This window comes from Paraburkholderia sp. A1RI-2L, assembly GCF_048957375.1.
Lineage (GTDB): Bacteria > Pseudomonadota > Gammaproteobacteria > Burkholderiales > Burkholderiaceae > Paraburkholderia.
On the sequence record NZ_JARBTA010000001.1, the window covers coordinates 3106240 to 3133063 of the forward strand.

Consider the following 26824-nt stretch of genomic DNA (forward strand, 5'->3'; position numbering starts at 1 on the left):
CGGGCAGTCCAAGAACAAGAAAAGGGTGTGGGCGCCGCATGGATGCGGCGGTCCCGCACCCTTTTTTGCTGTAATGCGCTGACGAAAAGCGCAGTGAGAAGTGCCATGAGAAGCGGAGTTTGAATGAGCGTCACCACGCAGGGTCTGCAGTTGAATATCCGCCAGAGAGCGGTCAGAAGCACCATCGAGCTGCTCAGCTCGATGCGCTTTGCCATCGCGCTGCTCGTGGTGCTGTCCATTGCGAGCATCATCGGCACGGTGCTCACGCAGGACGACCCGTATCCCAACTACGTCAATCAGTTCGGCCCGTTCTGGGCCGACATCTTCCGCGCGCTGAGCCTCTACACGGTGTATAGCGCGTGGTGGTTCATGACCATCCTCGGCTTTCTCGTGGTATCGATCTCGCTGTGCGTGATCCGTAACGCGCCGAAGATGATTGCCGACACGAAGAGCTGGAAGGACAAAGTCCGCGAAGGCAGCCTGCGCGCGTTCCACCACAAGGGCGAGTTCGTGCTCGAGGGCGGCTCGCGCGCGCAGACCGCCGCGACGCTAGGCAAGCTCGCGCAGCGCCTCGGCTACAAGTTCGTCACGCGCGAAAGCGAGGGCGCGACGCTCATCGCCGCCAAGCGCGGCGCCCTCGCGAAAATCGGCTATATTTTTGCCCACCTCGCCATCGTGGTGATCTGCATTGGCGGCCTGCTCGACAGCAATCTGCCGATCAAATTCCAGATGTGGCTCTTCAACAAGACGCCCATCCAGAGCAATGCCGTCATCAACGACATTCCGCCCGAGCATCGGCTTTCCACCGCGAACCCGACGTTCCGCGGCTACGCGTGGGTGCCCGAGGGCCAGTACGTCTCCACGGCCATCCTGAACCAGCCCAACGGCTCGCTGATCCAGGATCTGCCGTTCTCGATCCAGCTCAACAAGTTCATCGTCGATTACTACTCGACCGGGATGCCCAAGCTGTTCGCGAGCGACATCGTCGTGATCGATCACAAGACCGGCCAGCGCATTCCGGCGCGTATCGAGGTCAACGAGCCGTTCGAGTACGACGGCGTGTCGATCTACCAGTCGAGCTTCCAGGACGGCGGCTCGCAGATGCACATGACCGCGTGGCCCATGGCCGGCGCGAGCGCGAAGAGCTTTCCGTTCGAAGGCACCATCGGCAATTCGGCGAAGCTTGCGCTGCCCGCGGGCCAGAGCGTGCCGGGCGTGGATGGCCAGACCATCGAATTCGCCGACTTCCGCGCGATCAACGTCGAGAACATTTCGAATGGCAGCGGCCAGAGCGACGTGCGCGGCGTCGCGCATCAGACCCTCAAGGAAGCGTTCGACGAGCGCCTCGGTTCGGGCGCGAAGAGCTCGAAGCCGATCGATCTGCACAACGTCGGCCCCTCGGTGCAGTACAAGGTGCGTGACAAGGACGGCCAGGCGCGCGAGTACAACAACTACATGCTGCCCGTCGACGTGGGCGGCGCGCGGATATTCCTCGCGGGCATGCGCGAGAACCCCGACGAGCCGTTCCGTTACCTGCGCATTCCGGCCGACAGCGGCGGCACGATGAAGGAATGGATGCTGCTGCGCGCCGCGTTCGAGGATCCGGCGCTGCGCGAGCAGGCCGCGCAGCGCTTCGCCGCGCGCTCGGTCCCCGATGCGAACCGCGAGTTGCAGCAGCATCTGCAAGAAAGCGCTTCGCGCGTCCTGACCCTTTTCGCGGGCGCCGATCCTTCGGCGCAAGGCACGTCCCAGGCGCAAAAGGGCGGCTTCCAGGCGGTGGCGATCTTCATCGACAAGTCTGTGCCCAAGGGCCAGCAGGAAAAGGCCGCCGGGCTGCTGCTGCGCATGCTCGAAGGCGCGACGTGGGACCTTTGGCAGCTCGCGCGCACGCGGGCCGGCGAGCCTGTGCTCACGCCTGACGCGCAATCGACGCGCTTCGTCCAGGACTCGATCAATGCGGTTTCGGACAGCTTCCTGTACGGGGCGCCTGTCTATCTACAGCTTGATTCATTCAAGCAGGTGCAAGCTTCGGTATTTCAGCTGACGCGCGCGCCAGGCAAGAAAGTCGTGTATCTTGGCAGCCTGTTGCTCGTACTTGGCATCTTCTCGATGTTCTATGTGCGCGAGCGACGTCTGTGGTTCTGGCTGAAGGACCGGAGCGGGGCCAACGGCGGGGGTGTCGACGTCATCATGGCGATGTCGACCGCGCGCCGCACCCTCGACTTCGAGAAAGAGTTTGCCCGTACCCGCGAAGCGGTCTCCCGAGCCTTGGGGGCGAAACCCGAGGTCACCGGCGCCGGCAGCAGCGGGACGGACCGTACCCCTTGATCCACGCGCCACTCATGCGATTCACGCGACTCACGTGATTGATGCGATCCACGGAAACTCACGATCGACACCGGTAAGCCCATGGACTTGACTCAAGTAACTTCTTCCGCGCAAACCCGCCGCGCCGACCGCACGGCAGCGGCTGCGTCGCACGATGCGACGCTTGCGCACGATCCCCACGCGGACGCGTTCTTCGACGAACGCTCCTTCCTGCGCCGTCTCACGGCACTCGACTGGCTGTTCGCGCTGGCCCTGGTGTTGGGCGCGGGCTTCGCGCTCTCGCGCTATCACGCGCACATGAACTATTACGACAAGCTGGTGCTGTGCGGCACGGTGCCGGCGCTCGTCGTGCTGGGCTGGCGCTGGAAGCCGGCGCGTCTGCTGATGGCGGGCATTGCGGTGCTGTCGGTCGGCGCGATCCAGATTTATCAGGGCGACCTCGCGCGCGCCGACCAGGCGTTCTTCCTCAAGTACTTCCTGTCGAGCCAGTCGGCCATCCTGTGGATGAGCGCGCTGTTCGTGCTAGCGACGTTCTTCTATTGGGTCGGTCTGCTTTCGCGCTCGCCCACGGGTGGCGCGATCGGCACGAAGCTCACGTGGACGGCGGTGCTGATCGGCTTCGTCGGCCTGATGGTGCGCTGGTACGAGTCGTATCTGATTGGCGCCGACGTCGGCCATATTCCCATCTCGAACCTCTACGAAGTGTTCGTGCTGTTCAGCCTCATCACGGCGCTGTTCTATCTGTATTACGAAAAGCACTACAACACGCGCGCGCTCGGCGCATTCGTGCTGCTCGTGATCAGCGCGGCCGTGGGCTTCCTGATGTGGTACTCGATCTCGCGCGACGCGCAGCAGATCCAGCCGCTCGTGCCCGCGCTGCAAAGCTGGTGGATGAAGATTCACGTGCCGGCGAACTTCATCGGCTACGGCAGCTTCGCGCTTTCGGCGATGGTGGGCGTGGCCTACATCATGAAAGAGCGCGGCATGCTGGCGGACCGCCTGCCCGCGCTCGACGTGCTCGACGACGTCATGTACAAGTCGATCGCAGTCGGCTTTGCGTTCTTCACCATCGCGACCATTCTTGGCGCGCTATGGGCGGCGCAGGCGTGGGGCGGCTACTGGAGCTGGGACCCGAAGGAAACCTGGGCGCTGATCGTGTGGCTCAACTACGCGGCATGGCTCCACATGCGTCTCATGAAGGGCTTGCGCGGCGGCGTGGCCGCGTGGTGGGCGCTCACGGGCCTGCTCGTCACGACCTTCGCGTTCCTCGGCGTGAACATGTTCCTCTCGGGCCTGCACAGCTACGGCAAGCTGTAACGCCCGGGAGCACATGATGTTGGCGGACGGTGTAACCGCCGCCGTCCGCCGAGCGAACTAACCGTCGGAAGCCTCGCGCTCCGGCGGTTTTTTATTTGCGGGGCGGAAGAATTGCGGATCGCGTGCGTTTGCCCGGTAGTGGAGGGCTCGGAACGGCGCGGGCGCGGCGGGGCCGAGTGGGTCCATTCGACAGGAGCAACATCATGTGGATCAAGCGCAGCAGCAGGATCATCCTCAACGGCGACGACATTGCCGCGAGCGAGATCACGCCGCAAAAGGTGTATGAACAGCGCCGCCGTTTGCTGCAGGCGGCCGGAGCGGCAGCGCTCGGCGGCGTGGCGGGCCTGTTCGGCGCGCGCGATGCGTTCGCGGAATACGCGTCGCCGGATGCGAAGGCGCTCAAGCTGGCCGCGAAGACCAACACGAAGTTCGTCGCGCTCGACAAGGTCACGCCCTATAAGGACATCACGACCTATAACAACTTCTACGAGTTCGGCACCGACAAGGGCGACCCGGCGGAAAACGCGCATACGCTGCGGCCGCGCCCCTGGAAGGTGAGCGTGGAGGGCGAGGTGAAGAACGCGAAAGTCTACGACATCGACGAGATTCTCAAGCTCGCGCCGCTCGAGGAGCGCGTGTACAGGCACCGCTGCGTGGAGGGCTGGTCGATTGTGGTTCCGTGGATCGGCGTGTCGCTTGCGGAGTTGATTCGCCGCGCGCAGCCCACCGGCAACGCGAAGTACGTGCAGTTCATCACGCTCGCCGACCGCTCGCAGATGCCCGGCCTCGCCGATCCGATCCTCGATTGGCCGTACTCCGAAGGACTGCGCATGGACGAGGCGATGAACCCGCTCACGTTGCTCACCGTGGGGCTCTACGGACAGGTGCTGCCGAACCAGAATGGTGCGCCGCTGCGCGTGGTGGTGCCGTGGAAGTACGGTTTCAAGAGCGCGAAGTCGCTCGTGAAGATCCGCTTCGTGGAAAAGCAGCCGCCCACGAGCTGGAACACTTACGCCGCCAACGAATACGGCTTCTATTCGAACGTCAATCCGAACGTCGATCACCCGCGCTGGAGTCAGGCGACGGAGCGGCGCATCGGCGAAGACGGCTTTTTCGCGCCCAAGCGCAAGACGCTCATGTTCAACGGTTACGGCGATCTGGTGGCGTCGATGTATCAGGGCATGGATCTGCGCAAGAACTTCTGAGCCGAGAGACGGTAATGGAGCATCCGATGGAATCAACGACCGTTTCTCCGCGCACTGGCGCGGCGACCGCGCGCGCGGCGCGGGCGTTGCGCGCGGCCACCGGTCCGCGCTGGCTGCCGTGGGCCAAGGGCGTGGTGTTCGTCGCGGCGTGGTATCCGCTTGCGCGGCTGGTGTTCTTCGGCGTCACGGACCGGCTCGGCGCGAACCCGATCGAGTTCATCACGCGCTCGACGGGCCTATGGACGCTCGTATTCCTTTGCATCACGCTCGCGGTCACGCCGTTGCGCCGCCTTACGGGCTTCAATGCGCTGATACGCTTTCGGCGCATGCTCGGGCTCTATGCGTTCTTTTACGCTGCGCTGCATTTCACCACTTATATCTGGTTCGACAAGTGGTTTGACGTGGCTGCGATGCTAAAGGACATAGGCAAGCGGCCCTTCATCACGGTGGGCTTCACGGCGTTCGTATTACTGATTCCGCTCGCCATCACCTCGACGCGCGCGATGGCGCGCAAGCTCGGGCGTCGCTGGCAGACGCTGCACCGGCTGGTCTACGCGATCGGCGTGCTCGCGATCCTGCACTTCTGGTGGATGAAGGCGGGCAAGCACGATCTCGCGTTGCCGAAGCTCTATGGCGCGATCATGGTCGTGCTGCTCGGCTGGCGGATCGGCGCGTGGCTGCTTGCGCGCTGGAAGGCGCGCACAGCGACGTTGCGCTAACCATTTGTCTCGCTTTCCCGCGCGCGGGCAATAAAAAAGCGACGCACGAGAGGCGTCGCTTTTTGCATTCAATGCGGGCGCTTTGCGCCCGACACGGTGCTCAATCCGGCAGCAGATGCTCGCCGGCGAACAGTTGCTGCACCGTCTCGCGTTCGCGCGCGACGTGCGCGCGCGCGCCGTCGACCAGGACTTCGGCCGCGCGCGGACGCGTGTTGTAGTTCGAGCTCATCACGAAGCCGTAGGCGCCCGCCGAGCGGATCGCGAGCACGTCGCCGGCCTCGATCGCGAGCGTGCGCGAACGGCCGAGCCAGTCGCCGCTCTCGCACACGGGGCCGACGATGTCCCAGGTCTGCGCGGAGTCAGCGCGCTCGGTAACCGGCTCGATGGCGTGATACGCCTCGTACATGGCTGGACGCGCGAGATCGTTCATCGCAGCGTCGACGATCGCGAAGTTTTTCTCCACACCGGGCTTCAGGAATTCGACGGTCGTGAGCAGGATGCCTGCATTGCCGACCAGCGAGCGGCCCGGCTCGAAGTACACCTCGCGGGTCCTGCTGGTCTTCGCCCCGTGGGCCTCGATGCGATCGAGCACGGTGCGCACGAATGCGCCGACATCGGGCGGTGTTTCATCGTCGTAGCGAATGCCGAGGCCGCCGCCCACGTCGATGTGATGGATGTGCACGCCATCCGACTCGATCTGGTCGACGAGCTCGAGCACCTTGTCGATGGCGTCGAGATACGGTGCGACTTCGGTGATCTGCGAGCCGATATGGCAGTCGATGCCGACCACGTCCAGATTCGGCATGGCTGCCGCCGCGCGGTAGGTCGCGCGCGCCTCGTCGAACGCGACGCCGAACTTGTTCGACTTCAGGCCCGTGGAGATGTACGGATGCGTCTTCGCGTCGACGTCCGGGTTCACGCGCAGCGAAACCGGCGCCTTCTTGCCCAGTTCGCCAGCGACGGCGTTCAGACGGTCGAGCTCGGGAATCGACTCGACATTGAAGCACTTCACGCCTGCTTCCAGCGCCAAGCGCATTTCGTCGGGATGCTTGCCCACGCCCGAGAACACCGTGTTTGCCGCTTTGCCGCCCGCTGCCAGCACACGGGCGAGTTCGCCGCCCGAGACGATGTCGAAGCCCGCGCCTTCGCGCGCGAACACGTTGAGCACCGCGAGGTTGCTGTTCGCCTTGACTGCGAAGTGCACCGTGGCGCGGCGGCCCGCGCACGCGTCGGCGTAGGCGTGCCATGCAGCAGTGAGCGCCGCGCGCGAGTAGACGTAGAGTGGAGTGCCGTACTGCGCGGCGAGGTCGGCGGCGGACACGCCTTCGACGAAGAGCGTGCCGTTGTCACGGTGAAAGGCGCGATGAAAAGCGGGCTGGGTCATGCGAGCGTCTGATTGAAGTCGGTGCGGGTTTGCGGCTTACTGAACCGGGGTTGCGGCGGAAGCAGGTTGCATATCGGGCTGCGCGCCGCTGGCGGGCACGGATTTGAGTTCGGCATCCGGGGACAGCGAAAGCGGCGTGCCCGATGTGTCGGGAAGCTCGCCGGCTTGCGCGCCCGATGCCGGTATGCCCGACGCCGGTATGCCCGATGCGGGCCGCTCGGTGGCGGGCGTCGGCTGTGCGTTGTCGCCGGTTTGCGTCTCGAAATTCGGCTTCTGCGGGAGCGGTGGCACCGTGGGCATGTAGAGCGGCCCTCTCTGGCCGCAGCCTGCCAACGAAAGCGCGGCTACAGCGCCGATCGCGAAAGCAGCTAGAATTGCGCCGGGCGTCGATACGCGGGGCGTCGATACGCGGGATGCCGGTGCGCGCATCCTGGAATTGACACGCATAATTGTCCCTGAATGATTAACCGGTGGAGTTTAGCATGCCAGATAGTGACTACCTGAGCCGCGCGGAGGCCGTGCTGGCGGCGGTGGAGCGCGTCGCCGACGAGGCCGAGGCCGATATCGAACTCGAGCGCAGCGGCAACGTTTTGACACTCGAATTCGAAAATCGCACGAAGATCATCGTGAATCTGCAGCCGCCGATGCGCGAGATCTGGATCGCGGCGAAAGCGGGCGGGTTTCATTATCGTTTTATCGATGGCGAATGGCGCGACACTCGCACGGGCACTGAGTTCTTTTCGGCGCTCACGGCCTACGCGAGCGAGCAGGCGGGCGAGCCTGTCACGTTCAAGCCGTGACGTCGCCATGATGCCGCTTTGAATGCCGCTGCGAATCTCGCGGTGAAGCGGTCGAGCGGCGAAGTGGTCAGGCGCTCAACGTGAAAACGGGCACCCTCGGGTGCCCGTTCTTCATGGTGCTGAGCGTGCTCAATGGCCGCGGAACAGATTCATGATGTCTTCCTTCTCCTTGGCGTTGACCTGCTCGGGCGCCGAACCTGCGCCTGCCTGACCGCCCATGCCCGCGGCGCCGCTCGTCTGGGCGTCGAGCGCGGCCTGGCTGATGCCGACCGTCGAGACGAAGCCGTGGCCCGGCGTGGCGTCGGCATAATAAAGCTCGTCGCCGAGGGTGACGATGCCATCGGGCATCGGCATCTTGTATTCGGGCACGCCGTTGAGCGCCTTCTGCATGTATTCGATCCACACGGGCAGCGCGAGGCCGCCGCCGGTTTCCTTGTCGCCGAGGCTGCGCGGATTGTCGTAGCCGATCCATGCGATGGCCGCGAGCGTGTGCTGATAGCCCGCGAACCAGGCGTCGCGCGAGTCGTTGGTCGTGCCGGTCTTGCCGCCGAGGTCGGTGCGCTTCAGGACGTTCGACTTCGCGCCCGTGCCGCGCTGGGCCACGCTCTGCAGCAGGCTGTTCATGATGTACGCGTTGCGCGGGTCGATCGCGCGCGGCGCGTTCTGGCCTGCCACGAGCGGCTGCGCCTGCGCGACCACCATGCCGCGCTGATCGGTGACTTCGGCGATCAGGTACGGATTCACGCGGTAGCCGCCGTTGGCGAACACCGAATAGCCTCCGGCCATTTGCAGCGGTGTGACGAGACCCGCGCCGAGCGCCATCGGCAGATAGGCGGGATGGCGGTCCGCATCGAAGCCGAAGTGCGTGATGTATTGCTGCGCGTACTTCGTGCCGATGTGGTTGAGGATGCGGATCGATACAAGGTTCTTCGACTTCATGAGCGCGGTGCGCATGGTCATCGGGCCGTCGAAGCCGCCGCCGTAGTTCTTCGGCTCCCACGCCTGGCCACCCGTTTCGGCGGCGCTGAAGAAGAGCGGCGCGTCGTTGATGATGGTGGCCGGCCCGAGCCCCTTGTCGAGCGAAGCCGAATAGATGAACGGCTTGAAGCTCGAGCCCGGCTGGCGCCATGCCTGGGTGACGTGGTTGAACTTGTTCTTGTTGAAGTCGAAGCCGCCCACCAGTGCGCGGATCGCGCCGTCTTGCGGCACGACCGAGACGAACGCGCCTTCGATCTGCGGCAACTGCGTGATCGACCATTCGCCGGCGCTGCTTCCCGCGCTGTTTGCGGAGCTGTTAGCGGCGTTATGTCCGGCGCTATTGCGCATGATACGGATGATGGCGCCCGGGCGAATGCGCTGATTCGGCTGCGCGCGCGTGCTCAGGTTGTATTGCGCGAAGCGCAGGCCGTCGCCGGTGATGGTGGCCGTGTTGCCGTCCATGAGGGTCGCCTGCACCTGCTTCGGGCTCGCCGAGGTGACCACGGCCGCGACGAGCTCGCCGTTGTCGGGGTGCTCGAGCAGCGCGTCGTCGATGGCCTGCTCGCGGTCGTCCGCGTCGGCGGGCAGTTCGATGAACGCTTCGGGCCCGCGATAGCCGCGCCGCCGCTCGTAATCGAGCAAGCCCTTGCGCAGCACGCGATAGGCGACATCCTGATCGGCCGAATCGATGGTCGTGACGACGCTCAGTCCGCGCGTGTACGCCTCTTCGTGATACTGGGCGTACATCATCTGGCGCACCATTTCCGCTACATACTCGGCGTGCACGCTGAATTCCTTGCCCGCACCCTTGACGACGAGCGGCTGCTGCGCGGCTGCATCGAATTGCTGCTGGGTGATGTAGTGCAGTTCCAGCATGCGCTCGAGGATGTACTCCTGGCGCACCTTGGCGCGCTTCGGATTGACGACCGGGTTGTACGCCGAGGGCGCCTTGGGCAGACCCGCGAGCATCGCGCATTCGGCGAGCGTGAGATCTTTCAGATCCTTTCCGAAGTACACGCGCGCGGCGCTCGCGAAGCCGTAGGCGCGCTGTCCCAGATAGATCTGGTTCATGTACACCTCGAGAATCTGATCCTTGGAGAGCTTCGACTCGATCTTGTAGGCGAGCAGCATCTCGTAGATCTTGCGCGTGTAGGTCTTCTCGCTCGACAGGAAGAAGTTGCGCGCCACCTGCATGGTGATCGTGCTCGCGCCCTGCGAGGCGTGGCCATTGGTGAGCGCGACGAAGCCCGCGCGCGCGATGCCCGTGAGGTCGACGCCGCCGTGCTCGTAGAAGCGCGCGTCTTCGATCGCGAGGATCGCTTTCTTGAGGTTATCGGGCACGTCCTGGATATGGACGATATCGCGCCGTTCCTCGCCGAATTCGCCGATCAGCACGTGGTCGCGCGTATAGATGCGCAGCGGCACCTTCGGCCGATAGTCGGTGAGCGCGTCGAGCGACGGCAGGTTCGGGGTAGCGACGATGAGCGCATAGCCGAGCACGAGCGCCGCACTGGCGGCCGCGCCCACGATCAGCACGGCAGTGCCGATGAGCAGCTTGAGCCACCACGGCCGCTTGCGTTTGGGCGGCGCGGGCGGCGTGGACGGCGGAACGGATGAGGGAGGCAGAGCTTCGTGCATACGGACACCGGAAAAACAGTCCCGCGATTATAGCCGCCTGCCCAGGCGTGCTTTCGGAATGCTTACGCCGGATGGGCGAGGCCGGGTGGGAGCGAGGCGAGCGGGACGGCCACGCGGCATAGACGCACTCTAGCCGTGTCTCGCATGTGCGAGAAGATCGCATGACGGTCGCAGTCGGTTGTATTCGGTTGTACCGGTCGACACGAAGCCACGGCATGCACGGATTGGCCATCCGGACGAGTGTGCGCGGCAAGCGCCGCTTCGCACAATTTCCCCCTGAGCGCGTCACGAATGGTTCGCGGCGCGACGCACATGGGAGGAATGCGATGAGCTTGCTCAATCCGCTGTTGCTGGGTGCGCGCCGCTTTGCTGCGGGCGTCGATGTGGGCGCGCGTGGCGTCACGCTGGTTGTTCTGAGTCAGCGGGTGTTCGGCGGCGGGCCGTTGCGCATCGAATGGCTGGGCCGTGCGCCGATTGCGCGCGAGGCGCTCTCGGGCGCCGAGATCGTCAATCGTCAGGCGCTGGCAGGCGCGCTGCAGGAGGTGTTCGGCGCGCTGCCATCCGTTTGTGCGCAGGCCACTCTGCGTTGCGCGATGGCGCTGCCCGCCGGCGCGACGCTGCTGGCATCCATGCCGCTCTCGCGGCTGGCGTCTGTGGAGGGGAGCAGCCGCACCGGCGGGATGGACCGGCCGGACATTTCAGGCCTTTACGCCGAGCTCGAGCCGCTCGTGCTCGCCGAGGCGGAGCGCGTGTCGGGTGTCGAGCGCGCCGAGCTGGCGGTGGATTGGCGTGTGGGCCCGCTTGCACTGGAGTGCGGCGTAGCGTCCGCGCACGAAACCCAGGTGACGATTGCGGCCACGGCGCGTGCCCATCTGGAGGCGCGCATCGAATGCGCGGCGATGGCGGGCGTCACGCTATGCGCCGTAGACGACGAGGCGCATGCGGCACTGCGCGCGATGCGTCATGCCGCTGAGTTCGAGTTGTCGCCGCACGAGGCGTGGGTGGCGTTGTGGATCGGCGCGGACGGCGTGCACGGCTGGTTCGTTGCCGAAGAGACCGTTGTGCGAACCATGCGTTTTCCGGCGCTGGAGCACGCCGATCTGGTCGAAGCGCTGCGCGATCTGGCGGGCGACGGGCAAACCGGCTGCACGTTCGTGGCCGGCGACCTCGGCTTGCTGCACGGTGCGCATCTTTCGCTCGCCGATATCGGCGACGTGCTCGGCACTCCTGTGCTGCCGTTCGAGTGCGCGCCGCTCGCAGACATCGAACACCCGCTCGACGCCAATCTGCTGCACGATCCGTCGTGTGCCGTCGCGTTCGGCCTCGCCATGCGCGGGGTGAGCGAATGAGCTTGCGAGCGGGTAGCGTGCGCGAGCAGAGCGCCGTGCCGGGAGCGTGGAGCGGTGGATTCAACTTGCTGCCATGGCGGCCCGCCGCGATGCGGCGCTTGCGCCGTCGCCGCGCGTTCGAGTGGCTGGCGGCGTTGACCGTGGGCTGTGCATGCGGCAGCGCCGTAGCCGGATGGCAAATGTTCGAGCGCACGCGAATCGAGGTGCGCCGCGAGGCGGTAGAGCAACAATTCGCGCGGTTGGCGGTGCCGCTGGATCTTGCGCACAAGCTCGAACGCGAAGCCGACAGGCGCCGCGCCGCACGTTCCGAAGCGCAGCAGCGGGCGAAGCCGCTTTCACACGTGTTTGCGCTCATAGATGCGTTGTCGGGGGCGCGCACGGTGGGCGTGACCCTCGAGCAGCTTGCGCAACGTGCCGAAGAATCGGAGTTGCACGCAAGCGCGACCGATGAGGCGGCAGCCGCGGCATGGCTCGCAAGCCTGCACGCGATCCCGGGAGTCGAGGCCGTCGACGTGCGCGAATTGAAGCGTGCACAGCAGCCTGGGCTCATGCGCGAGCGCGTTCCGCCTGGTGCGTCGCGCGGCATGGTGCCAGCCCGTGCGCCGATTCGTGTGGCCGTGCGGCTGATGTGGAAAGGCGCGGCGGCGAAGGCGGCCAGCACGGCGCGTAGCGTGAGCGCGAAGGAGGCGAAATGATGGCCGCGCTGGCGATGCGCGCCCGCCCGTTTGGGCGCGAAAGCACGCACGGCGGCGTGCTCTCCACGCGCTTGCGCGGCTGGCGGCCCATACACGCGTGGAGCGGCCGGCGCAGCGCCGTGGTCGCTGCGGTGCTTGGTGTGCTCGCTATGTGTCTGGTGAGCAGCGTGTGTGTGGTCCTGGACGTGGGCGGCGTGCAGGCGACGCAATCCGCGCTTGCCGATGCCCATGCGCGACTCGCGGGCGCGCGGCAAACACTGGCGCGCCTGCCGGCTTTGCAGCGCGACGCACAAGACGGGCCGCAGCGCGAGCGCGAGGGCAGCGCCGCCGGTGATATTCGCGGCATCTCGCAGCTCGCGGCGCAGGCCGGGCTCGTGCTGATCGCGCTCGAGCCAGCGGCTTCGGGCAGTGCCCCGGCACCGGCGTTCCGCACGACGAAGCTGGTCGCGCTGGGTAGCTTCGGGCAATTGTCGGCCTTCCTCGGCGGACTAGCGACGTTGCCCGAGCTTGTGGTGCCCAGCGAACTCTCAGTCAGGCGCAGCGGAGGCAGCCTCGCGATCTCGGCCATGCTGCAGGTGTTCGACGGACTGCCCGCTGCTGCCTCTGTGCGCAATGGCGACGAAGGCGGCACGCTTGCCGATCCGTTCGGAAGTGGGTTCCCCGGCGTTCAGGGCGCTGCGGGGATACAGGGCGACGCTGCGATGCGCTTGTCCGGCATGCTGGTGGAGCGCGGGCGAGCCGTTGCGCTGGTTGAAACCGCCGAAGGCACGGTGGCCGTGCAGACCGGCGCCACGCTTGCGGGCGCACGGGTGTCGAGCGTGGATCCGGTGCGCATCGTGCTCTCGCTCGATGGCGCGACGCATACCTTGGGCTGGGCGGAGGACACCAAATGAAATCCCGGCAATCGGTGTGTTCTGACGAAAGCCGGCTTCGGGCCCCGGAGCGCCTCACGATCCATTGGCTGAGCTGGGTGCTTGCATCGATGGCGCAGGCAGTGCCCATCGCACAGGGCGCTGTGCCGCCACCGCTGCCGGCGTGGCGCCAGGCTGCCGCGCCGGTGGCGCGTTATGAGGCGCCGCCGCTGCCGCCACAACCACCGCTCGGTGCTGGCGGAACGGGCGGCGAGTCCGCTGCTCCGCCAGGCTGGGTCGCGAATCCGTTCGCGCCCGAAAACGGCGCAGATAATGCTTCGCTACCCGGTGCTGCCGAGGGTGAGGGCGGCGATCCAGTAGCGCAGCGTGCGGCAGTGCCGGCTGCGCTCGAGGCGCCACCACCGCTCGAAGGGCCACCGGTGCCGCTGCGTCCACCTGCCCGCTTGAGCGGCGCAGCATCGGACGATGATGGCCTGCCGCCCGATCGCCCGATTTCGCTCAATTTTCAGCGCGCGGAGCTCACGGCTGTGCTGCACGCGTTCGCGCAGTTCACGAAGCTGAACATCGTTGCGAGCGAGCGCGTGCGTGGCCAGGTCACGCTGCGGCTCGATCGTGTGCCATGGCGTGCCGCATTCGATCTGCTGCTCGTGTCGAACGGCCTCGCCATGGAGCGCACAGGCCGTGTGCTCTGGGTCGCGCCTGCGGCAGACATGGCGGCGCGTGAGCGGCAGCTATTCGAAGCGCACGCGCGCGCCGCCGAACTGGAGCCGCTTGCGAGCCGCACGTTCGAGCTTCAGTACGCGCGCGCCGAGGACCTGCGCCGGCTCCTCACCGGCTCGGGCACGCAGCGCGCGCTCTCGAAGCGGGGCGCTGCCGTGGCGGACACGCGCACGAATCTGCTGTTCATCACGGATTTGCCGGCGCGTCTCGACCAGATCGCGCGGCTCATCCAGCGCCTCGATGCGCCCGCGCGCCAGGTGCTGATCGAGGCGCGCATCGTCGAAGGCGACGAAGGTCTGTCGCGCGAGCTGGGCGTGCGGCTCGGGCTCTATCCGACCAATCCCGATGGCGTCCCGCGCGGGCTGCACGGCGATGCGGTCGGCGCGGTCTACGACTTGCCAGCAGGGCCGCTCTCCGGTTTCGACGCCGCCCAACTCGGCCTCACGCTGCTCGCCGCGCGCGCGACCCGCCTGCTCGACATCGAGTTGAGCGCGCTGGAAGCCGAAGGGCGAGGGCGCGTGGTATCCAGTCCACGCGTCGTGACCGCCGACCGCACCAAGGCTGTCGTCGAGCAGGGCACCGAGTTGCCGTATCAGGCGAAAGTCGGACAGGGCGTCTCGGGCGTGCAATTTCGCCGCGCCACGCTGAAGCTGGAGGTCGAGCCGCAGATCACGCCGGATGGCCGCGTGATTCTCGATCTCGACGTGGCCAAGGACAGCGTGGGCGAGCAAACCGCCGCAGGGCCGGCGATTCACACCAAGCACGTGCAGACGCGGGTGGAGATCGAGGACGGCGGAACGGTCTCGATTGGCGGCATCGATGCGACCGATGACCGGGACGATGTGACGCGGGTGCCGCTCCTGGGCAAAATACCGTTATTGGGCGCGCTTTTTTCGCATCGCGCGCATCGTGACCGACGCAGCGAACTGGTGGTGTTCATCACGCCGCGCGTGGTCAGCGGAGATTGAACGATACGGGCGGGCGTAAGATGCTGGGTTTGGTCTCAATTAATGCAGCGCCGCGAGGACTCCCGAAAAGGGCCGGACCGTGGGCGCTGCAGGCTCGACAACGCCGCCGCTTTGCCAGTAAGCTGCGGCACCAACCTTTCGTAGGAAACGCTGCAAGTGCGGGACGCAAACGCCAATGTATTTTTCGTAGGGCTCATGGGCGCCGGCAAAACGACCGTGGGCCGGGCGGTCGCGCGTCGGCTTGAGCGTCCGTTTTTCGACTCCGATCACGAGATCGAGGCGCGCACGGGCGCGCGCATTCCGGTGATCTTCGAGCTGGAAGGCGAAGCGGGCTTTCGCGAGCGCGAGGCGCACGTGATCGACGACCTCAGCGCGCGCGAAGGCATCGTGCTGGCGACGGGCGGCGGCGCGGTGCTACGGCCCGAGAACCGCGCGGCGCTCAAGGAGCGGGGTTTCGTCGTCTATTTGCGCGCGAATCCGCACGACCTCTGGCTGCGCACGCGCCGCGACAAGAACCGGCCGCTCCTGCAGACCGAAGACCCCAAGGGGCGGCTCGAAGCGCTTTACGCGCAGCGCGATCCGCTTTATCGCGAGGTCGCCGACTTCGTGATCGAGACCGGCCGCCCGTCCGTGAACGGCCTCGTCAACATGGTGTTGATGCAGCTCGACATGGCCGGCGTCGCTCGAACCCCGGCGAGCGAGTAGGGCGTTCCTGCTCGTGTCACCCACCCTGAACGAATGCCTCGCATGATTACCGTCAACGTCGAACTGGGCGACCGCGCCTACCCCATCCACATCGGCACAGACCTCATTGGCCAGACGGCGCTGTTCGCGCCACATATCGCCGCCAAGTCGGTGACCATCGTGACCAACACGGTCGTAGAGCCGCTTTATGGCGACCAGTTGCGCGCTGCGCTCGCGCCGCTTGGCAAGGACGTCCACACGGTCGTGCTGCCCGATGGCGAGGCGTACAAGAACTGGGAAACACTCAACCTGATCTTCGACGCGCTGCTTACCGCGCGCGCCGACCGCAAGACCACACTGATCGCGCTGGGCGGCGGCGTGACCGGCGACATGACGGGCTTCGCGGCCGCCTGCTATATGCGCGGCGTGCCGTTCATCCAGGTGCCCACGACGCTGCTCTCGCAGGTCGATTCGTCGGTGGGCGGCAAGACCGGCATCAACCATCCGCTCGGCAAGAACATGATCGGCGCGTTCTATCAGCCGCAGGCCGTGGTTGCCGATATCGGCGCGCTGCGCACGCTGCCGGCGCGTGAACTCGCGGCGGGCGTGGCCGAGGTCATCAAGACCGGGGCGATCGCGGACGCCGAATTCTTCGAATGGATCGAGGCGAACGTGGCGGCGCTCAACCGCTGCGAGCCGGAGGCGCTCGCGCATGCGGTGAAGCGCTCGTGCGAGATCAAGGCATCGGTGGTGGCCGCCGACGAGCGCGAAGGCGGCTTGCGCGCGATCCTGAATTTCGGGCATACGTTCGGCCATGCGATCGAAGCGGGCCTCGGCTATGGTGAGTGGCTGCACGGCGAGGCCGTGGGCTGCGGCATGGTGATGGCGGCTGATCTTTCGGTGCGTCTCGGCATGCTCGACGAAGCGTCGCGCGAGCGGCTGGTGCGCGTGGTCAAGGCGGCGAATCTGCCCATCGTGGCCCCGGCGCTGGGCGCGGCGCGCTATGTCGATCTCATGCAGGTCGACAAGAAAGCCGAGGGCGGCGCGATCAAGTTCATTCTGCTCGAGCGCTTCGGGAAGACGCATATCGGCCGCGCGCCCGACGAAGCCGTGCAGGCGACGCTGGCCGCCGCCGTGAAGGGCTGATTCAAGGGCCTGAAGCTGGCGGCCTGAGCTTGCGCGGTCCGTGCCCGAGAGGCCGCGGCCGCCCCAGATGCGATCCTTGCGGAGGAACCGTTGAGCGACACCCGCAGCGACATTAGAGGTGAACATCCCGGTGAGCGCGCAGGTCCGGACTGCGTTCACGCGCCGGGCGTTGTCGGTGTGCCCGTCGATCTCGAAGCGGGACTCGCGCCCTACGCGGCACGTTCCGCGCAATCGCGTGGCCGCCGGTTCGCCGAGCCGCCGCCCGCCGCGCGCAGCGAGTTTCAACGCGACCGCGACCGCATCGTCCATTCCACAGCGTTCCGGCGGCTCGAATACAAAACTCAGGTGTTCGTGAACCACGAGGGCGATCTCTTTCGCACGCGGCTCACGCACAGCCTCGAAGTCGCGCAGATCGCCCGCTCGGTCGCTCGCAACCTGCGCGTGAACGAGGATCTCGTCGAGGCCATCTCGCTCGCGCACGACCTCGGCCATACGCCGTTCGGCCATGCGGGCCAGGACGCGCTCAACGAATGTATGCGCGGGCACGGCGGCTTCGAGCACAACTTGCAGAGCCTCGCCGTCGTTGATGAGCTCGAGGAGCACTACGGCGCGTTCGACGGCCTGAATCTGTGCTTCGAGACACGCGAAGGCATCCTCAAACACTGCTCGCGCGAGCACGCGCGGCAGCTCGGCGAACTGGGCGAGCGTTTCCTGCTCGGGCGCCAGCCTTCGCTCGAAGCGCAGATCGCCAACATCGCGGACGAAATCGCCTACAACAATCACGACGTGGACGACGGGCTGCGTTCGGGGCTCCTCACCATCGAGCAGCTCGCCGAGGTCGAACTCTGGCAAATGCACTACGAAGCCGCGCGCGCCGAGTACCCGCAAATAGAGGGGCGGCGCCTCGTGCATGAGATCGTGCGGCGCATCATCAACACGCTGATCGTCGACTTGATCGACGAGACGAGCCGCAATCTCGCGAGGCTCGCGCCGCAATCGCTGGGCGATGTGCGCGCTGCGCCGCCCATCGTCGCGCACAGTGAGCGTGTTGCAGCCCAGGCCGCCGCGCTCAAGCGGTTTCTGTACCGTAACCTGTACCGGCATTACCGCGTGATGCGCATGGCGAACAAGGCGCAGCGCATCGTGAAGGGTCTTTTCGAGGCGTTTTCCGACGATCCGCGCTTGCTGCCCCCCGCGTACCAAACCCATGACGAAGCCTCGCAACCGCGCCAGATCGCGCACTACATCGCGGGCATGACCGACCGTTATGCCCTCAAGGAATACCGGCGCCTCTTCGTCGTGTCCGACGAGGTTTGAGCGCCCCTGTCTTGAATCCGGAGTCCAGACGATGAATAACTGGCCGTATCCGCGCGTTGCCGCGCACCGCGGCGGCGGTACGCTCGCACCTGAGAACACGCTGGCGGGCTTGTGCGTCGGCGCCGGGTTCGGACACACGATGGTGGAGTTCGACGCCAAGCTGTCGGCCGACAACGTAGCGTTCCTGCTGCACGACGACACCGTCGAGCGCACCTCGAACGGGCGCGGCGCGGCGGCGCAACTGCGCTATGCGAAGATTGCGGCGTTCGATGCGGGCAGCTGGTGCGATTCGCGCTTCGAAGGCGAGCACATGCCGACGCTCGCCGAGGTGGCGCAGTGCTGCCGCGAGGAAGGCCTGGCGGCGAATGTGGAGATCAAGCCGTGTCCGGGGCGGGAGGCGGAGACGGGCCGTATCGTCGGAGCGGAGACGGCGCGGCTGTGGCGGGCGTCGGGGCAAGACAGGTCCGCAGTACAGCCGCTGCTTTCCTCATTTTCGCCCGAGGCGCTCGCGGCGGCGCGCGATGCCGCTCCGGATCTGGCGCGCGGCCTGCTCGTCGAGCGCGTGCCCGACGACTGGCGCGAGCAGACTGCCGCGCTCGGTTGCGTTTCGCTGCATGCGAGTCACCGGCATCTCGACGAGGGACTGGTTCACCGCATCAAGGAAGCCGGCCTTTATATTCTCGCCTACACGGTGAACGACCTCGAGCGCGCGCGGCTACTCGTGAGCTGGGGCGTGGACATCATCTGTACTGACCGCATCGACCTGATCGGGCCGCACGCGCTCGACGGATAGCACGGTTTCAGGCACCCCTGAGGGGTGCCGGGCCGGTCGCAAGCCCATCGGTGCGCAACCCCGGGTGAGCTTGCGGCGCGCAGTGCGACTTCAGCGCAGGCGCGAAAGCAGCGCGCCTGCGACCAGCGCGACGCCGCCTACGATGGCGAGGGCTTGCCACGGGTTGGCATGCACGTAGTCGTCGGCCTGGGCCATGGCTGCGTCGGTGCGTTCGCGCGCGGAAGCGCGTGCAACTTCCAGGCGCTCGCGTGCCGAATCCAGACGCTTGCGAATATCGGCGCGCAGCGCGGTAGCGTCGGCTTGCGTGCCTTCACCCAGCGTCGTTTCCAGTTCGGCGAGCAAATCCCGCAGTTCTTCGGCGATGTCGGCGGCCGCGTTGCGGCCGTGGCGCGCCATGCGGCGCGCATGGCGGCCCGTGCGCGTCCACGATTCTCCGATGGCGTCTCGCGTGTTCGGAAATGCGCTCATGAATGACTCCGTCGTTTAAAAACACAGGGGGCCCGCCGTGCCTGCGTCCTAAAAGCGAGGCGCAGCGGGCGGAGGGCTTCAAGTATTGCGCATTTCGGGTGCCCGACGCGCCGAGGTGTACAGGCGGGATTACGCTTAGGCTCGCCGGCAAGACCCGCCTGGCGAGGCTTCGCGGCCCGCGAGCGGGGGCTGGAGAGCAAATCGGCGCATCTTGTTTGCGACAAATGATTACGGGGACAGCACGGATTTTCCGAGAGGCATAGAATCAAGAAAAGCCAATCGAGATGTAGGAGATAGTCGCCGTTGATGTAGGAGGCGCCGCCCTCCGTCGGTTGCTGTGAGGGCAGGACGGAGAGCAGAGCCAGGAAGGCTGGCGCGGGGTGTTCCGAAGCGCGCGGGCGCTCAGAAGTTGTAGCCGACCTTCAGGAAGGTGACGAGCGGGTTCAGGTGGATCTTGGCTTCGGAGCGTCGTTGGGTGCCCAACTGGTTGGCGACGGTGGTATCGAACGTGGCGATCACACTGACCGGGATGTACGAGAGCGAGAAGCCAGCGAACCAGTGCTTCGTGAAGTTGTAGTTGAAGCCCACATTAAATACGGGCGCCCAGGAACGATCCGTCGAAACACTGGTCGGACCCCCAAGTACGCCTTGCTCGAATGTGGGGTTCGTGATTTTCGCGTCGGTGAACCACACATACGTGAAACCGATGCCGGCGTAAGGACGGAATTTTGCTTCAGGCGTGTTGAAGTAGTACTTGAGCAACAGTGCCGGGCTCCACAGGCGCGCTTCGCCAACCTTGCCGAACTGGTTGAAGCTGCCGCCGCCGTAGAGATCGAACTTCGGCGGAATGCCCAATTCGGCTTCAGTTGCGATGTGGTCGGTAACGAAGTAGCCGAAGGAGAGACCCAGTGTGTCGGACGAGCTAATGCTGGCGCCTGTGTTCGGAATGGCGAGGTTGACGGGCCTGCCTCCCGCGCTGTCGATTTTGAGCGGGTCGCTGCTGTCCTGCGGCGCGAAGTGGAACCATCCGGTTGTAACGTAGAAGGTGTTGGCCGATTGTGCGTAAGCCCCCGACACGCAGGCGAGTGCGGCGGTGGCTGCCAGCGCCTGTTTTAATTTCATATATGTGCTCCTCCATGAAAGGCCCGCTCATTATGAACACAACGTTTGCAACAAACCATACACGACCGTTAGAGCTTTTTCCCTAAGCGCCGCGAGCGTTCCGCTCGAGCCGTCATGCCCGCGAAAATGAGCGCTGGCGCGGCCTGGCGGGCATGCGGGTATTTACTAACGTACCAGGAAAATCGAGCATGGCACGGCTTGCACGTCTTTATGTTCCCGACCAGCCGCAGCATGTGATTCTGCGCGGACTGGACCAGCAGCCCGCGTTCGTCGACGACCAGGATTACGAACTGTTCATCGACTGCCTGAAGGCGGCGGCGCGCGATCATCATCTGGCGGTTCACGCCTGGGTCTTGATGCCCGGTGCGGTGCAACTGCTCGTCACGCCCTCTGACGAATCGAGCCTTCCCAAGGCGATGCAGGCGGTCGGCAGACGCTACGTGGCGCATTTCAACCGCCGCTATGCCCGGCGCGGCACGCTCTGGGAGGGGCGTTATCGCGCCACGGTCATCGAGGGCGAGCGTTTCTTCCTGCTCGCGAGCCGCGTCGTCGAGCTCGCGCCGGTGCGCAATCACCTCGTGACGGCAGCGGAAGACTACCGATGGTCGAGTTATCGACATCACATCGGGCTCACGGTGGATAGCCTCATTACCGACCACCCGCTGTACTGGGCGCTCGGCAACACGCCGTTCGAGCGCCAGCGCGCCTATCGCGAACTCTGCGAGCAGCCGTTCGACGAGCGCGAGACCACGCAATTGATGCAGGCCACGCTCAAAGGCTGGGTGCTCGGCAGCGATACCTATCGCGAGTGGGCTTCGCGCTCCGCGAACCGGCGCGTCTCGCCGCTGCCGCGCGGGCGGCCGCGCAAGGTGCGCGAGACGCCCGCCGCGTCTGCAGCGGCCGGCGCGCCGGCCGCCAGTGCGGTTGGCGCAGCAGCCACCGCGGCCGCGGGCGGCAGCGCAGGGGCGCCAAACGTGTCACAGTCCCATGCCGGCGGGCAATCGAACCCCAATTATTCGCCGCCTGCTGGCGGGAATCCCGATGCGCATTCGGGAGGCCATGGAGGTACGCACGCGGGGAGTGGTTCCGGCGCAACGCCAGGGGCAAATACGGGTGGTGCGGGGGGGCATTCGTCGGGTTCGGCGTCGTCTGGCTCGGGCAGCGGCTCTGGTTCATCGCCGGTTCATCATGAGCGCAAGCCCGGCACAGGAACGCACTGATCCGCTTCCAGATCAATGGGTTACCAGAGAAACGGCATCTTCGGGTGCCGTTTTATTTCGCCTGAATTAAATATGACCCCAATAAAATATGGGTGCGATGCACCATCTTGATAATTGGGGATCAATCATCAGGTTTTATTTGCATGTTCTTGATTCGTTGCGTATATTCGCCTTTCGGCTCTCCTGGACGCACAACGCGGGAAGCCAACATCGCCCGCGCAACGCCGTACAGCGGTCACGCAAGCGGCGGGAAACTAAAAAGTACGGAATCAACGGCCACCCCTGGCCCCTCTTGGACGGTGTCCCCATGAACGATCACCTGCAGCGCGCCGCGGTGCCCGCCGCGCAAGGTCTGTATGACCCGCAAAACGAACACGACGCGTGTGGCGTCGGCTTCGTCGCCCATATCAAGGGCAAGAAGAGCCACGAAATCATTCAACAAGGTCTGAAGATTCTCGAAAACCTCGACCACCGGGGCGCCGTGGGCGCGGATCCGCTGATGGGCGACGGAGCGGGCATCCTGATCCAGATTCCGGACGCGTTCTATCGCGAAGAGATGGCGCGCCAGGGCGTGACGCTGCCGCCGTCCGGCGAATACGGCGTCGGCATGATCTTCCTGCCGAAGGAGCACGCCTCGCGTCTCGCGTGCGAGCAGGAACTCGAGCGCACCGTGCGCGCCGAAGGCCAGGTCGTGCTGGGCTGGCGTGACGTGCCGGTCGACCATGCGATGCCGATCTCGCCCACCGTGAAGGCGAGCGAGCCGCTGATCCGCCAGATCTTCATCGGCCGCGGCAAGGACGTGATGGTCACCGACGCACTCGAGCGCAAGCTCTATGTGATCCGCAAGACTGCGAGCCACCGTATCCAGGCGCTCAAGCTCAAGCACGGCAAGGAATACTTCGTGCCGTCGTGCTCGGCGCGCACGATCGTCTACAAGGGCCTGCTGCTCGCGGGCCAGGTGGGCGTGTACTACCGCGACCTGCAAGACGAGCGCGTGGTCTCGGCGCTCGCACTCGTGCACCAGCGCTTCTCCACGAACACCTTCCCGGCGTGGGAGCTGGCTCACCCGTACCGCATGATCGCCCACAACGGTGAAATCAACACCGTGAAGGGCAATGTGAACTGGCTGAACGCCCGTACTGGCGCGATCGCCTCGCACGTGCTCGGCGACGACCTGCCCAAGCTCTGGCCGCTGATCTACCCGGGCCAGTCGGACACTGCTTCGTTCGACAACTGTCTCGAACTGCTGGTGATGGCAGGCTACCCGCTAGTCCACGCGATGATGATGATGATCCCGGAAGCCTGGGAACAGCACACGCTGATGGACGAGAACCGCAAGGCGTTCTACGAGTACCACGCCGCGATGATGGAGCCATGGGACGGCCCCGCCGCGATCGCCTTCACCGACGGCCGCCAGATCGGCGCGACGCTCGACCGTAACGGCCTGCGTCCGGCGCGCTACATCGTCACGGATGATGATCTCGTCATCATGGCCTCGGAAGCCGGCACGCTGCCGATCCCCGAGTCGAAGATCGTCAAGAAGTGGCGCCTGCAGCCGGGCAAGATGTTCCTGATCGACATGGAGCACGGCCGCATCATCGACGACAAGGAACTCAAGGACAACCTCGCCAACGCCAAGCCGTACAAGAGCTGGATCGACGCCGTGCGCATCAAGCTCGACGAGATCGAGCCGAAGGCGGAAGACGTCGCCACGGCGCGCGCCGAAGCCGCCGCGCTACTCGACCGTCAGCAGGCGTTCGGCTACACGCAGGAAGACCTCAAGTTCCTGATGGCGCCGATGGCGGCATCGGGTGAAGAAGCTGTCGGTTCGATGGGCAACGACTCGCCGCTGGCGGTCATGTCCAACAAGAACAAGACGCTCTACAACTACTTCAAGCAGCTGTTCGCGCAGGTCACGAACCCGCCGATCGACCCGATCCGCGAAAACATGGTGATGTCGCTCGTGTCGTTCATCGGCCCGAAGCCGAACCTGCTCGACACCAACAACATCAACCCGCCGATGCGTCTCGAAGTGTCGCAGCCGGTGCTCGACTTCAAGGACATCGCGAAGATCCGCGCGATCGAGCAGTACACGGGCGGCAAGTTCAGCAGCTACGAGCTGAACATCTGCTATCCGGTGGCCTGGGGCAAGGAAGGCATCGAGGCGCGTCTCGCGTCGCTGTGCGCGGAAGCCGTCGACGCGGTCAAGTCGGGCTACAACATCCTGATCGTCTCGGACCGCCGCGCGGACCGCGGCAATGTCGCGATTCCGGCGCTGCTCGCCACCTCGGCAATCCACTCGCACCTCGTGCAGCACGGTCTGCGCACGAGCACGGGTCTCGTTGTGGAAACAGGTTCGGCGCGCGAGACGCACCACTTCGCGCTGCTCGCCGGTTTTGGCGCGGAAGCCGTGCACCCGTACCTCGCGATGGAAACGCTCGCGCAGATGGCGCAGGGCCTGAAGGGCGACCTGTCGGCGGATAAGGCCGTCTACAACTTCACCAAGGCAGTGGGCAAGGGCCTGCTCAAGGTGATGTCGAAGATGGGCATCTCCACGTACATGTCGTACACGGGCGCGCAGATTTTCGAAGCGGTCGGCCTCGCGGACGACCTCGTGCAGAAGTACTTCAAGGGCACGGCATCGAAGGTGGGCGGCATTGGCCTGTTCGAAGTGGCAGAGGAAGCGATCCGCCTGCACCACGACGCATTCGGCGACAACCCGGTGCTCGCGAACATGCTCGACGCGGGCGGCGAGTACGCGTACCGCGTGCGCGGCGAAGATCACATGTGGACGCCGGACGCGATCGCCAAGCTCCAGCACTCGGCGCGCAGCAACTCGTACCAGACGTACAAGGAGTACGCGCATCTGATCAACGATCAGACCAAGCGTCACATGACCTTCCGTGGCCTGTTCGAGTTCCGCCTCGACCCGGCGCGCGCGATCTCGATCGACGACGTCGAGCCCGCCAAGGAAATCGTCAAGCGCTTTGCAACGGGCGCGATGTCGCTCGGCTCGATCTCGACCGAAGCGCACGCCACGCTCGCCGTCGCGATGAACCGCATCGGCGGCAAGTCGAACACGGGTGAAGGCGGCGAAGACGAGAAGCGCTACCGCAACGAACTGCGCGGTATTCCGATCAAGAACGGCGACACGATGCGCTCGATCATCGGCTCCGAAGTCGTGACGGACATCCCGCTGAAGGATGGCGACTCGCTGCGCTCGAAGATCAAGCAGGTTGCGTCGGGCCGCTTCGGCGTGTCGGCGGAGTACCTGTCGTCGGCGGACCAGATCCAGATCAAGATGGCGCAGGGCGCGAAGCCGGGCGAAGGCGGTCAGCTGCCGGGCCACAAGGTTTCGGAATACATCGGCAAGCTGCGTTACTCGGTGCCGGGCGTGGGCCTGATCTCGCCGCCGCCGCACCACGACATCTACTCGATCGAAGACCTTGCGCAGCTGATTCACGATCTGAAGAACGTGAATCCGGTTTCGTCGATCTCGGTGAAGCTGGTGTCGGAAGTGGGCGTGGGCACGGTCGCGGCCGGCGTGGCGAAGGCCAAGGCCGATCACGTCGTGATCGCCGGCCATGATGGCGGCACGGGCGCTTCGCCGCTCTCGTCGGTCAAGCATGCGGGCACGCCGTGGGAGCTCGGCCTCGCCGAAACCCAGCAAACCCTGGTGCTGAACCAGCTGCGCGGCCGTATCCGCGTGCAGGCCGACGGCCAGATGAAGACGGGCCGCGACGTGGTGATCGGCGCGCTGCTCGGCGCGGATGAATTCGGCTTCGCGACGGCGCCGCTCGTCGTCGAGGGCTGCATCATGATGCGCAAGTGCCACCTGAACACCTGCCCGGTCGGCGTCGCGACGCAAGATCCGGTGCTGCGTGCGAAGTTCTCGGGCCAGCCCGAGCACGTCGTGAACTTCTTCTTCTTCGTTGCCGAAGAAGTGCGCGAAATCATGGCGCAACTGGGCATCCGCAAGTTCGACGATCTGGTCGGCCGCGCCGATCTGCTCGACACCCGCAAGGGCGTAGAGCACTGGAAGGCGAAGGGTCTCGACTTCTCGCGCGTGTTCTACCAGCCGCAAGTGGGCGCCGAAGTCGCGCGTATGCACGTGGAATCGCAAGACCACGGTCTGGACCGCGCGCTCGATCACACGCTGATCGAGAAGGCGAAGGCCGCGATCGAAAGCGGCGAGCACGTCTCGTTCATCCAGCCGGTGCGCAACGTGAACCGCACGGTGGGCGCGATGCTCTCGGGCGTGGTTGCGAAGAAGTACGGTCACGACGGTCTGCCCGACGACTCGATCCATATCCAGCTGAAGGGCACGGCGGGCCAGAGCTTCGGCGCGTTCCTCGCACGCGGCATCACGCTGGATCTGGTCGGCGACGGTAACGACTATGTGGGCAAGGGCCTGTCGGGTGGCCGGATCATCATCCGTCCGACCAACGACTTCCGTGGCAAGTCCGAAGAAAACATCATCTGCGGCAACACGGTGCTGTACGGCGCACTCGAAGGCGAAGCCTTCCTGCGCGGCGTGGCGGGCGAGCGCTTCGCGGTGCGCAACTCGGGCGCGACGGCCGTTGTGGAAGGCACGGGCGACCATGGCTGCGAATACATGACGGGCGGCACGGTGGTCGTGCTCGGCGAGACGGGCCGCAACTTCGCGGCAGGCATGTCGGGCGGCGTGGCTTATGTCTACGACCCGGAAGGCACGTTCGCCGGCAAGTGCAACAAGTCGATGGTCGCGCTCGACCCGGTCCTGCAACAGGCCGAACAGGAACGCACCGTGGACCGCGCGCTGTGGCACACGGGCGAAACCGACGAAGTGCTGCTCAAGGGACTCGTCGAGCGTCACTTCCAGTTCACCGGCTCGCCGCGTGCGAAGGCGCTGCTGGAAAACTGGGATGCGGCGCGCCGCCAGTTCGTGAAGGTGTTCCCGACGGAATACAAGCGCGCACTGGGCGAGCTCGGCGCGAAGAAGGCGAACCGGGAAGAGCTGGCCGCTTAATTTTCGCGACGACGACACCAAGACGAAGGAGCGCCCGCCGCGCGGCATGAGTTACGACAACTCGCGCGGCGGCGGGCGCGGTCCCCTCACCGA

General features: G+C 65.5%; 19 protein-coding genes and 1 pseudogene. 15 read left to right on the forward strand and 5 right to left on the reverse strand.

Translation table 11 applies throughout. From position 1 onward, the window contains the following. The first annotated feature begins 123 nt into the window (after positions 1 to 123). The 4 genes from PWP93_RS14270 to msrQ all read left to right on the forward strand — a co-directional run bounded on the left by PWP93_RS14270 (position 124) and on the right by msrQ (position 5569). On the forward strand, positions 124 to 2328 hold the full coding sequence (locus PWP93_RS14270; RefSeq protein ID WP_421044894.1) for a cytochrome c biogenesis protein ResB: 2205 nt from the start codon (positions 124 to 126) through the stop codon (positions 2326 to 2328). 81 nt (positions 2329 to 2409) lie between these two features. Beyond that, complete coding sequence (ccsB, locus tag PWP93_RS14275; protein WP_421044895.1) at positions 2410 to 3645, forward strand: c-type cytochrome biogenesis protein CcsB; 1236 nt, start codon at positions 2410 to 2412, stop codon at positions 3643 to 3645. Between the two features lie 203 nt (positions 3646 to 3848). Next, positions 3849 to 4850 (forward strand): protein-methionine-sulfoxide reductase catalytic subunit MsrP, encoded by a 1002-nt coding sequence (gene msrP / locus PWP93_RS14280; protein ID WP_421024913.1) that lies wholly within the window; start codon positions 3849 to 3851, stop codon positions 4848 to 4850. Between the two features lie 14 nt (positions 4851 to 4864). Then, complete coding sequence (msrQ, locus tag PWP93_RS14285; protein WP_421044896.1) at positions 4865 to 5569, forward strand: protein-methionine-sulfoxide reductase heme-binding subunit MsrQ; 705 nt, start codon at positions 4865 to 4867, stop codon at positions 5567 to 5569. Between the two features lie 100 nt (positions 5570 to 5669). Here msrQ and lysA read toward each other — a convergent pair whose 3' ends face one another. Both lysA and lptM read right to left on the reverse strand, forming a co-directional pair. Continuing rightward, entirely contained in the window at positions 5670 to 6953 is a 1284-nt protein-coding gene (lysA, locus tag PWP93_RS14290) for a diaminopimelate decarboxylase (protein ID WP_421044897.1), read from the reverse strand. A 36-nt stretch (positions 6954 to 6989) separates the two neighbouring features. Then, a complete protein-coding gene (gene lptM / locus PWP93_RS14295; protein ID WP_421044898.1) occupies positions 6990 to 7400 on the reverse strand; it encodes an LPS translocon maturation chaperone LptM in 411 nt (136 codons plus the stop codon). A gap of 35 nt (positions 7401 to 7435) precedes the next feature. Here lptM and cyaY point away from each other — a divergent pair, with 35 nt between their 5' ends. After that, a complete protein-coding gene (cyaY, locus tag PWP93_RS14300; RefSeq protein ID WP_035531687.1) occupies positions 7436 to 7753 on the forward strand; it encodes an iron donor protein CyaY in 318 nt (105 codons plus the stop codon). Positions 7754 to 7882: 129 nt separating this feature from the next. Here the strand turns inward: cyaY and PWP93_RS14305 are convergent, their stop codons facing one another. Continuing rightward, complete coding sequence (locus PWP93_RS14305) at positions 7883 to 10369, reverse strand: penicillin-binding protein 1A (RefSeq protein WP_421044899.1); 2487 nt, start codon at positions 10367 to 10369, stop codon at positions 7883 to 7885. A 326-nt stretch (positions 10370 to 10695) separates the two neighbouring features. Here PWP93_RS14305 and pilM point away from each other — a divergent pair, with 326 nt between their 5' ends. From pilM to ugpQ, 8 genes are all read left to right on the forward strand, one after another. Next, complete coding sequence (pilM, locus tag PWP93_RS14310; protein ID WP_421044900.1) at positions 10696 to 11718, forward strand: type IV pilus biogenesis protein PilM; 1023 nt, start codon at positions 10696 to 10698, stop codon at positions 11716 to 11718. Beyond that, the gene (locus PWP93_RS14315; protein WP_421044901.1) at positions 11715 to 12413 is read left to right on the forward strand and encodes a hypothetical protein; all 699 of its coding nucleotides are present in this window, start codon (positions 11715 to 11717) and stop codon (positions 12411 to 12413) included. The genes pilM and PWP93_RS14315 overlap by 4 nt, the downstream gene beginning before the upstream one ends. Continuing rightward, positions 12410 to 13306: a hypothetical protein gene (locus tag PWP93_RS14320; protein WP_421044902.1), complete on the forward strand. Its 897-nt coding sequence runs from the start codon at positions 12410 to 12412 to the stop codon at positions 13304 to 13306. The genes PWP93_RS14315 and PWP93_RS14320 overlap by 4 nt, the downstream gene beginning before the upstream one ends. Next, a complete protein-coding gene (gene pilQ / locus PWP93_RS14325; RefSeq protein ID WP_421044903.1) occupies positions 13303 to 14973 on the forward strand; it encodes a type IV pilus secretin PilQ in 1671 nt (556 codons plus the stop codon). Before PWP93_RS14320 ends, pilQ begins: the two co-directional genes overlap by 4 nt. Before the next feature lie 150 nt (positions 14974 to 15123). Then, on the forward strand, positions 15124 to 15678 hold the full coding sequence (aroK, locus tag PWP93_RS14330; protein ID WP_421025280.1) for a shikimate kinase AroK: 555 nt from the start codon (positions 15124 to 15126) through the stop codon (positions 15676 to 15678). 42 nt (positions 15679 to 15720) lie between these two features. Further along, positions 15721 to 16803 (forward strand): 3-dehydroquinate synthase, encoded by a 1083-nt coding sequence (aroB, locus tag PWP93_RS14335; RefSeq protein ID WP_421044904.1) that lies wholly within the window; start codon positions 15721 to 15723, stop codon positions 16801 to 16803. 177 nt (positions 16804 to 16980) lie between these two features. Next, complete coding sequence (locus PWP93_RS14340) at positions 16981 to 18120, forward strand: deoxyguanosinetriphosphate triphosphohydrolase (protein ID WP_421045094.1); 1140 nt, start codon at positions 16981 to 16983, stop codon at positions 18118 to 18120. 31 nt (positions 18121 to 18151) lie between these two features. Next, on the forward strand, positions 18152 to 18913 hold the full coding sequence (ugpQ, locus tag PWP93_RS14345; RefSeq protein WP_421044905.1) for a glycerophosphodiester phosphodiesterase: 762 nt from the start codon (positions 18152 to 18154) through the stop codon (positions 18911 to 18913). 90 nt (positions 18914 to 19003) lie between these two features. On the opposite strand, the gene PWP93_RS14350 is transcribed toward ugpQ, so the two are convergent. Further along, positions 19004 to 19381 carry a DUF883 family protein gene (locus tag PWP93_RS14350; RefSeq protein ID WP_421024903.1) on the reverse strand — a complete coding sequence of 126 codons (378 nt, stop codon included), beginning with the start codon at positions 19379 to 19381 and terminating at the stop codon, positions 19004 to 19006. 402 nt (positions 19382 to 19783) lie between these two features. Further along, positions 19784 to 20503, reverse strand: coding sequence for an OmpW/AlkL family protein (locus PWP93_RS14355; protein ID WP_421024902.1), 720 nt, complete (start codon positions 20501 to 20503; stop codon positions 19784 to 19786). A 188-nt stretch (positions 20504 to 20691) separates the two neighbouring features. Here PWP93_RS14355 and PWP93_RS14360 point away from each other — a divergent pair. Together PWP93_RS14360 and PWP93_RS14365 are read left to right on the forward strand one after the other, a co-directional pair. Next, a pseudogene (locus PWP93_RS14360) lies at positions 20692 to 21381 on the forward strand (transposase); the annotation flags it as partial. Between the two features lie 649 nt (positions 21382 to 22030). Further along, positions 22031 to 26731, forward strand: coding sequence for a glutamate synthase-related protein (locus tag PWP93_RS14365; RefSeq protein ID WP_421044906.1), 4701 nt, complete (start codon positions 22031 to 22033; stop codon positions 26729 to 26731). The last annotated feature ends 93 nt before the right edge of the window (positions 26732 to 26824 follow it).

Excerpts from the sequence above, each read along its gene's own strand:
- cyaY (WP_035531687.1), top strand. The coding sequence starts at position 7,436 with ATGCCAGATAGTGACTACCTGAGCCGCGCGGAGGCCGTGCTGGCGGCG.
- msrQ (WP_421044896.1), top strand. The coding sequence starts at position 4,865 with ATGGAGCATCCGATGGAATCAACGACCGTTTCTCCGCGCACTGGCGCG.
- PWP93_RS14365 (WP_421044906.1), top strand. The coding sequence starts at position 22,031 with ATGAACGATCACCTGCAGCGCGCCGCGGTGCCCGCCGCGCAAGGTCTG.
- lysA (WP_421044897.1), bottom strand. The coding sequence starts at position 6,953 with ATGACCCAGCCCGCTTTTCATCGCGCCTTTCACCGTGACAACGGCACG.
- ccsB (WP_421044895.1), top strand. The coding sequence starts at position 2,410 with ATGGACTTGACTCAAGTAACTTCTTCCGCGCAAACCCGCCGCGCCGAC.
- PWP93_RS14355 (WP_421024902.1), bottom strand. The coding sequence starts at position 20,503 with ATGAAATTAAAACAGGCGCTGGCAGCCACCGCCGCACTCGCCTGCGTG.
- ugpQ (WP_421044905.1), top strand. The coding sequence starts at position 18,152 with ATGAATAACTGGCCGTATCCGCGCGTTGCCGCGCACCGCGGCGGCGGT.
- lptM (WP_421044898.1), bottom strand. The coding sequence starts at position 7,400 with ATGCGTGTCAATTCCAGGATGCGCGCACCGGCATCCCGCGTATCGACG.
- PWP93_RS14305 (WP_421044899.1), bottom strand. The coding sequence starts at position 10,369 with ATGCACGAAGCTCTGCCTCCCTCATCCGTTCCGCCGTCCACGCCGCCC.
- PWP93_RS14315 (WP_421044901.1), top strand. The coding sequence starts at position 11,715 with ATGAGCTTGCGAGCGGGTAGCGTGCGCGAGCAGAGCGCCGTGCCGGGA.
- pilQ (WP_421044903.1), top strand. The coding sequence starts at position 13,303 with ATGAAATCCCGGCAATCGGTGTGTTCTGACGAAAGCCGGCTTCGGGCC.
- PWP93_RS14270 (WP_421044894.1), top strand. The coding sequence starts at position 124 with ATGAGCGTCACCACGCAGGGTCTGCAGTTGAATATCCGCCAGAGAGCG.
- aroB (WP_421044904.1), top strand. The coding sequence starts at position 15,721 with ATGATTACCGTCAACGTCGAACTGGGCGACCGCGCCTACCCCATCCAC.
- PWP93_RS14350 (WP_421024903.1), bottom strand. The coding sequence starts at position 19,381 with ATGAGCGCATTTCCGAACACGCGAGACGCCATCGGAGAATCGTGGACG.
- pilM (WP_421044900.1), top strand. The coding sequence starts at position 10,696 with ATGAGCTTGCTCAATCCGCTGTTGCTGGGTGCGCGCCGCTTTGCTGCG.
- msrP (WP_421024913.1), top strand. The coding sequence starts at position 3,849 with ATGTGGATCAAGCGCAGCAGCAGGATCATCCTCAACGGCGACGACATT.
- PWP93_RS14320 (WP_421044902.1), top strand. The coding sequence starts at position 12,410 with ATGATGGCCGCGCTGGCGATGCGCGCCCGCCCGTTTGGGCGCGAAAGC.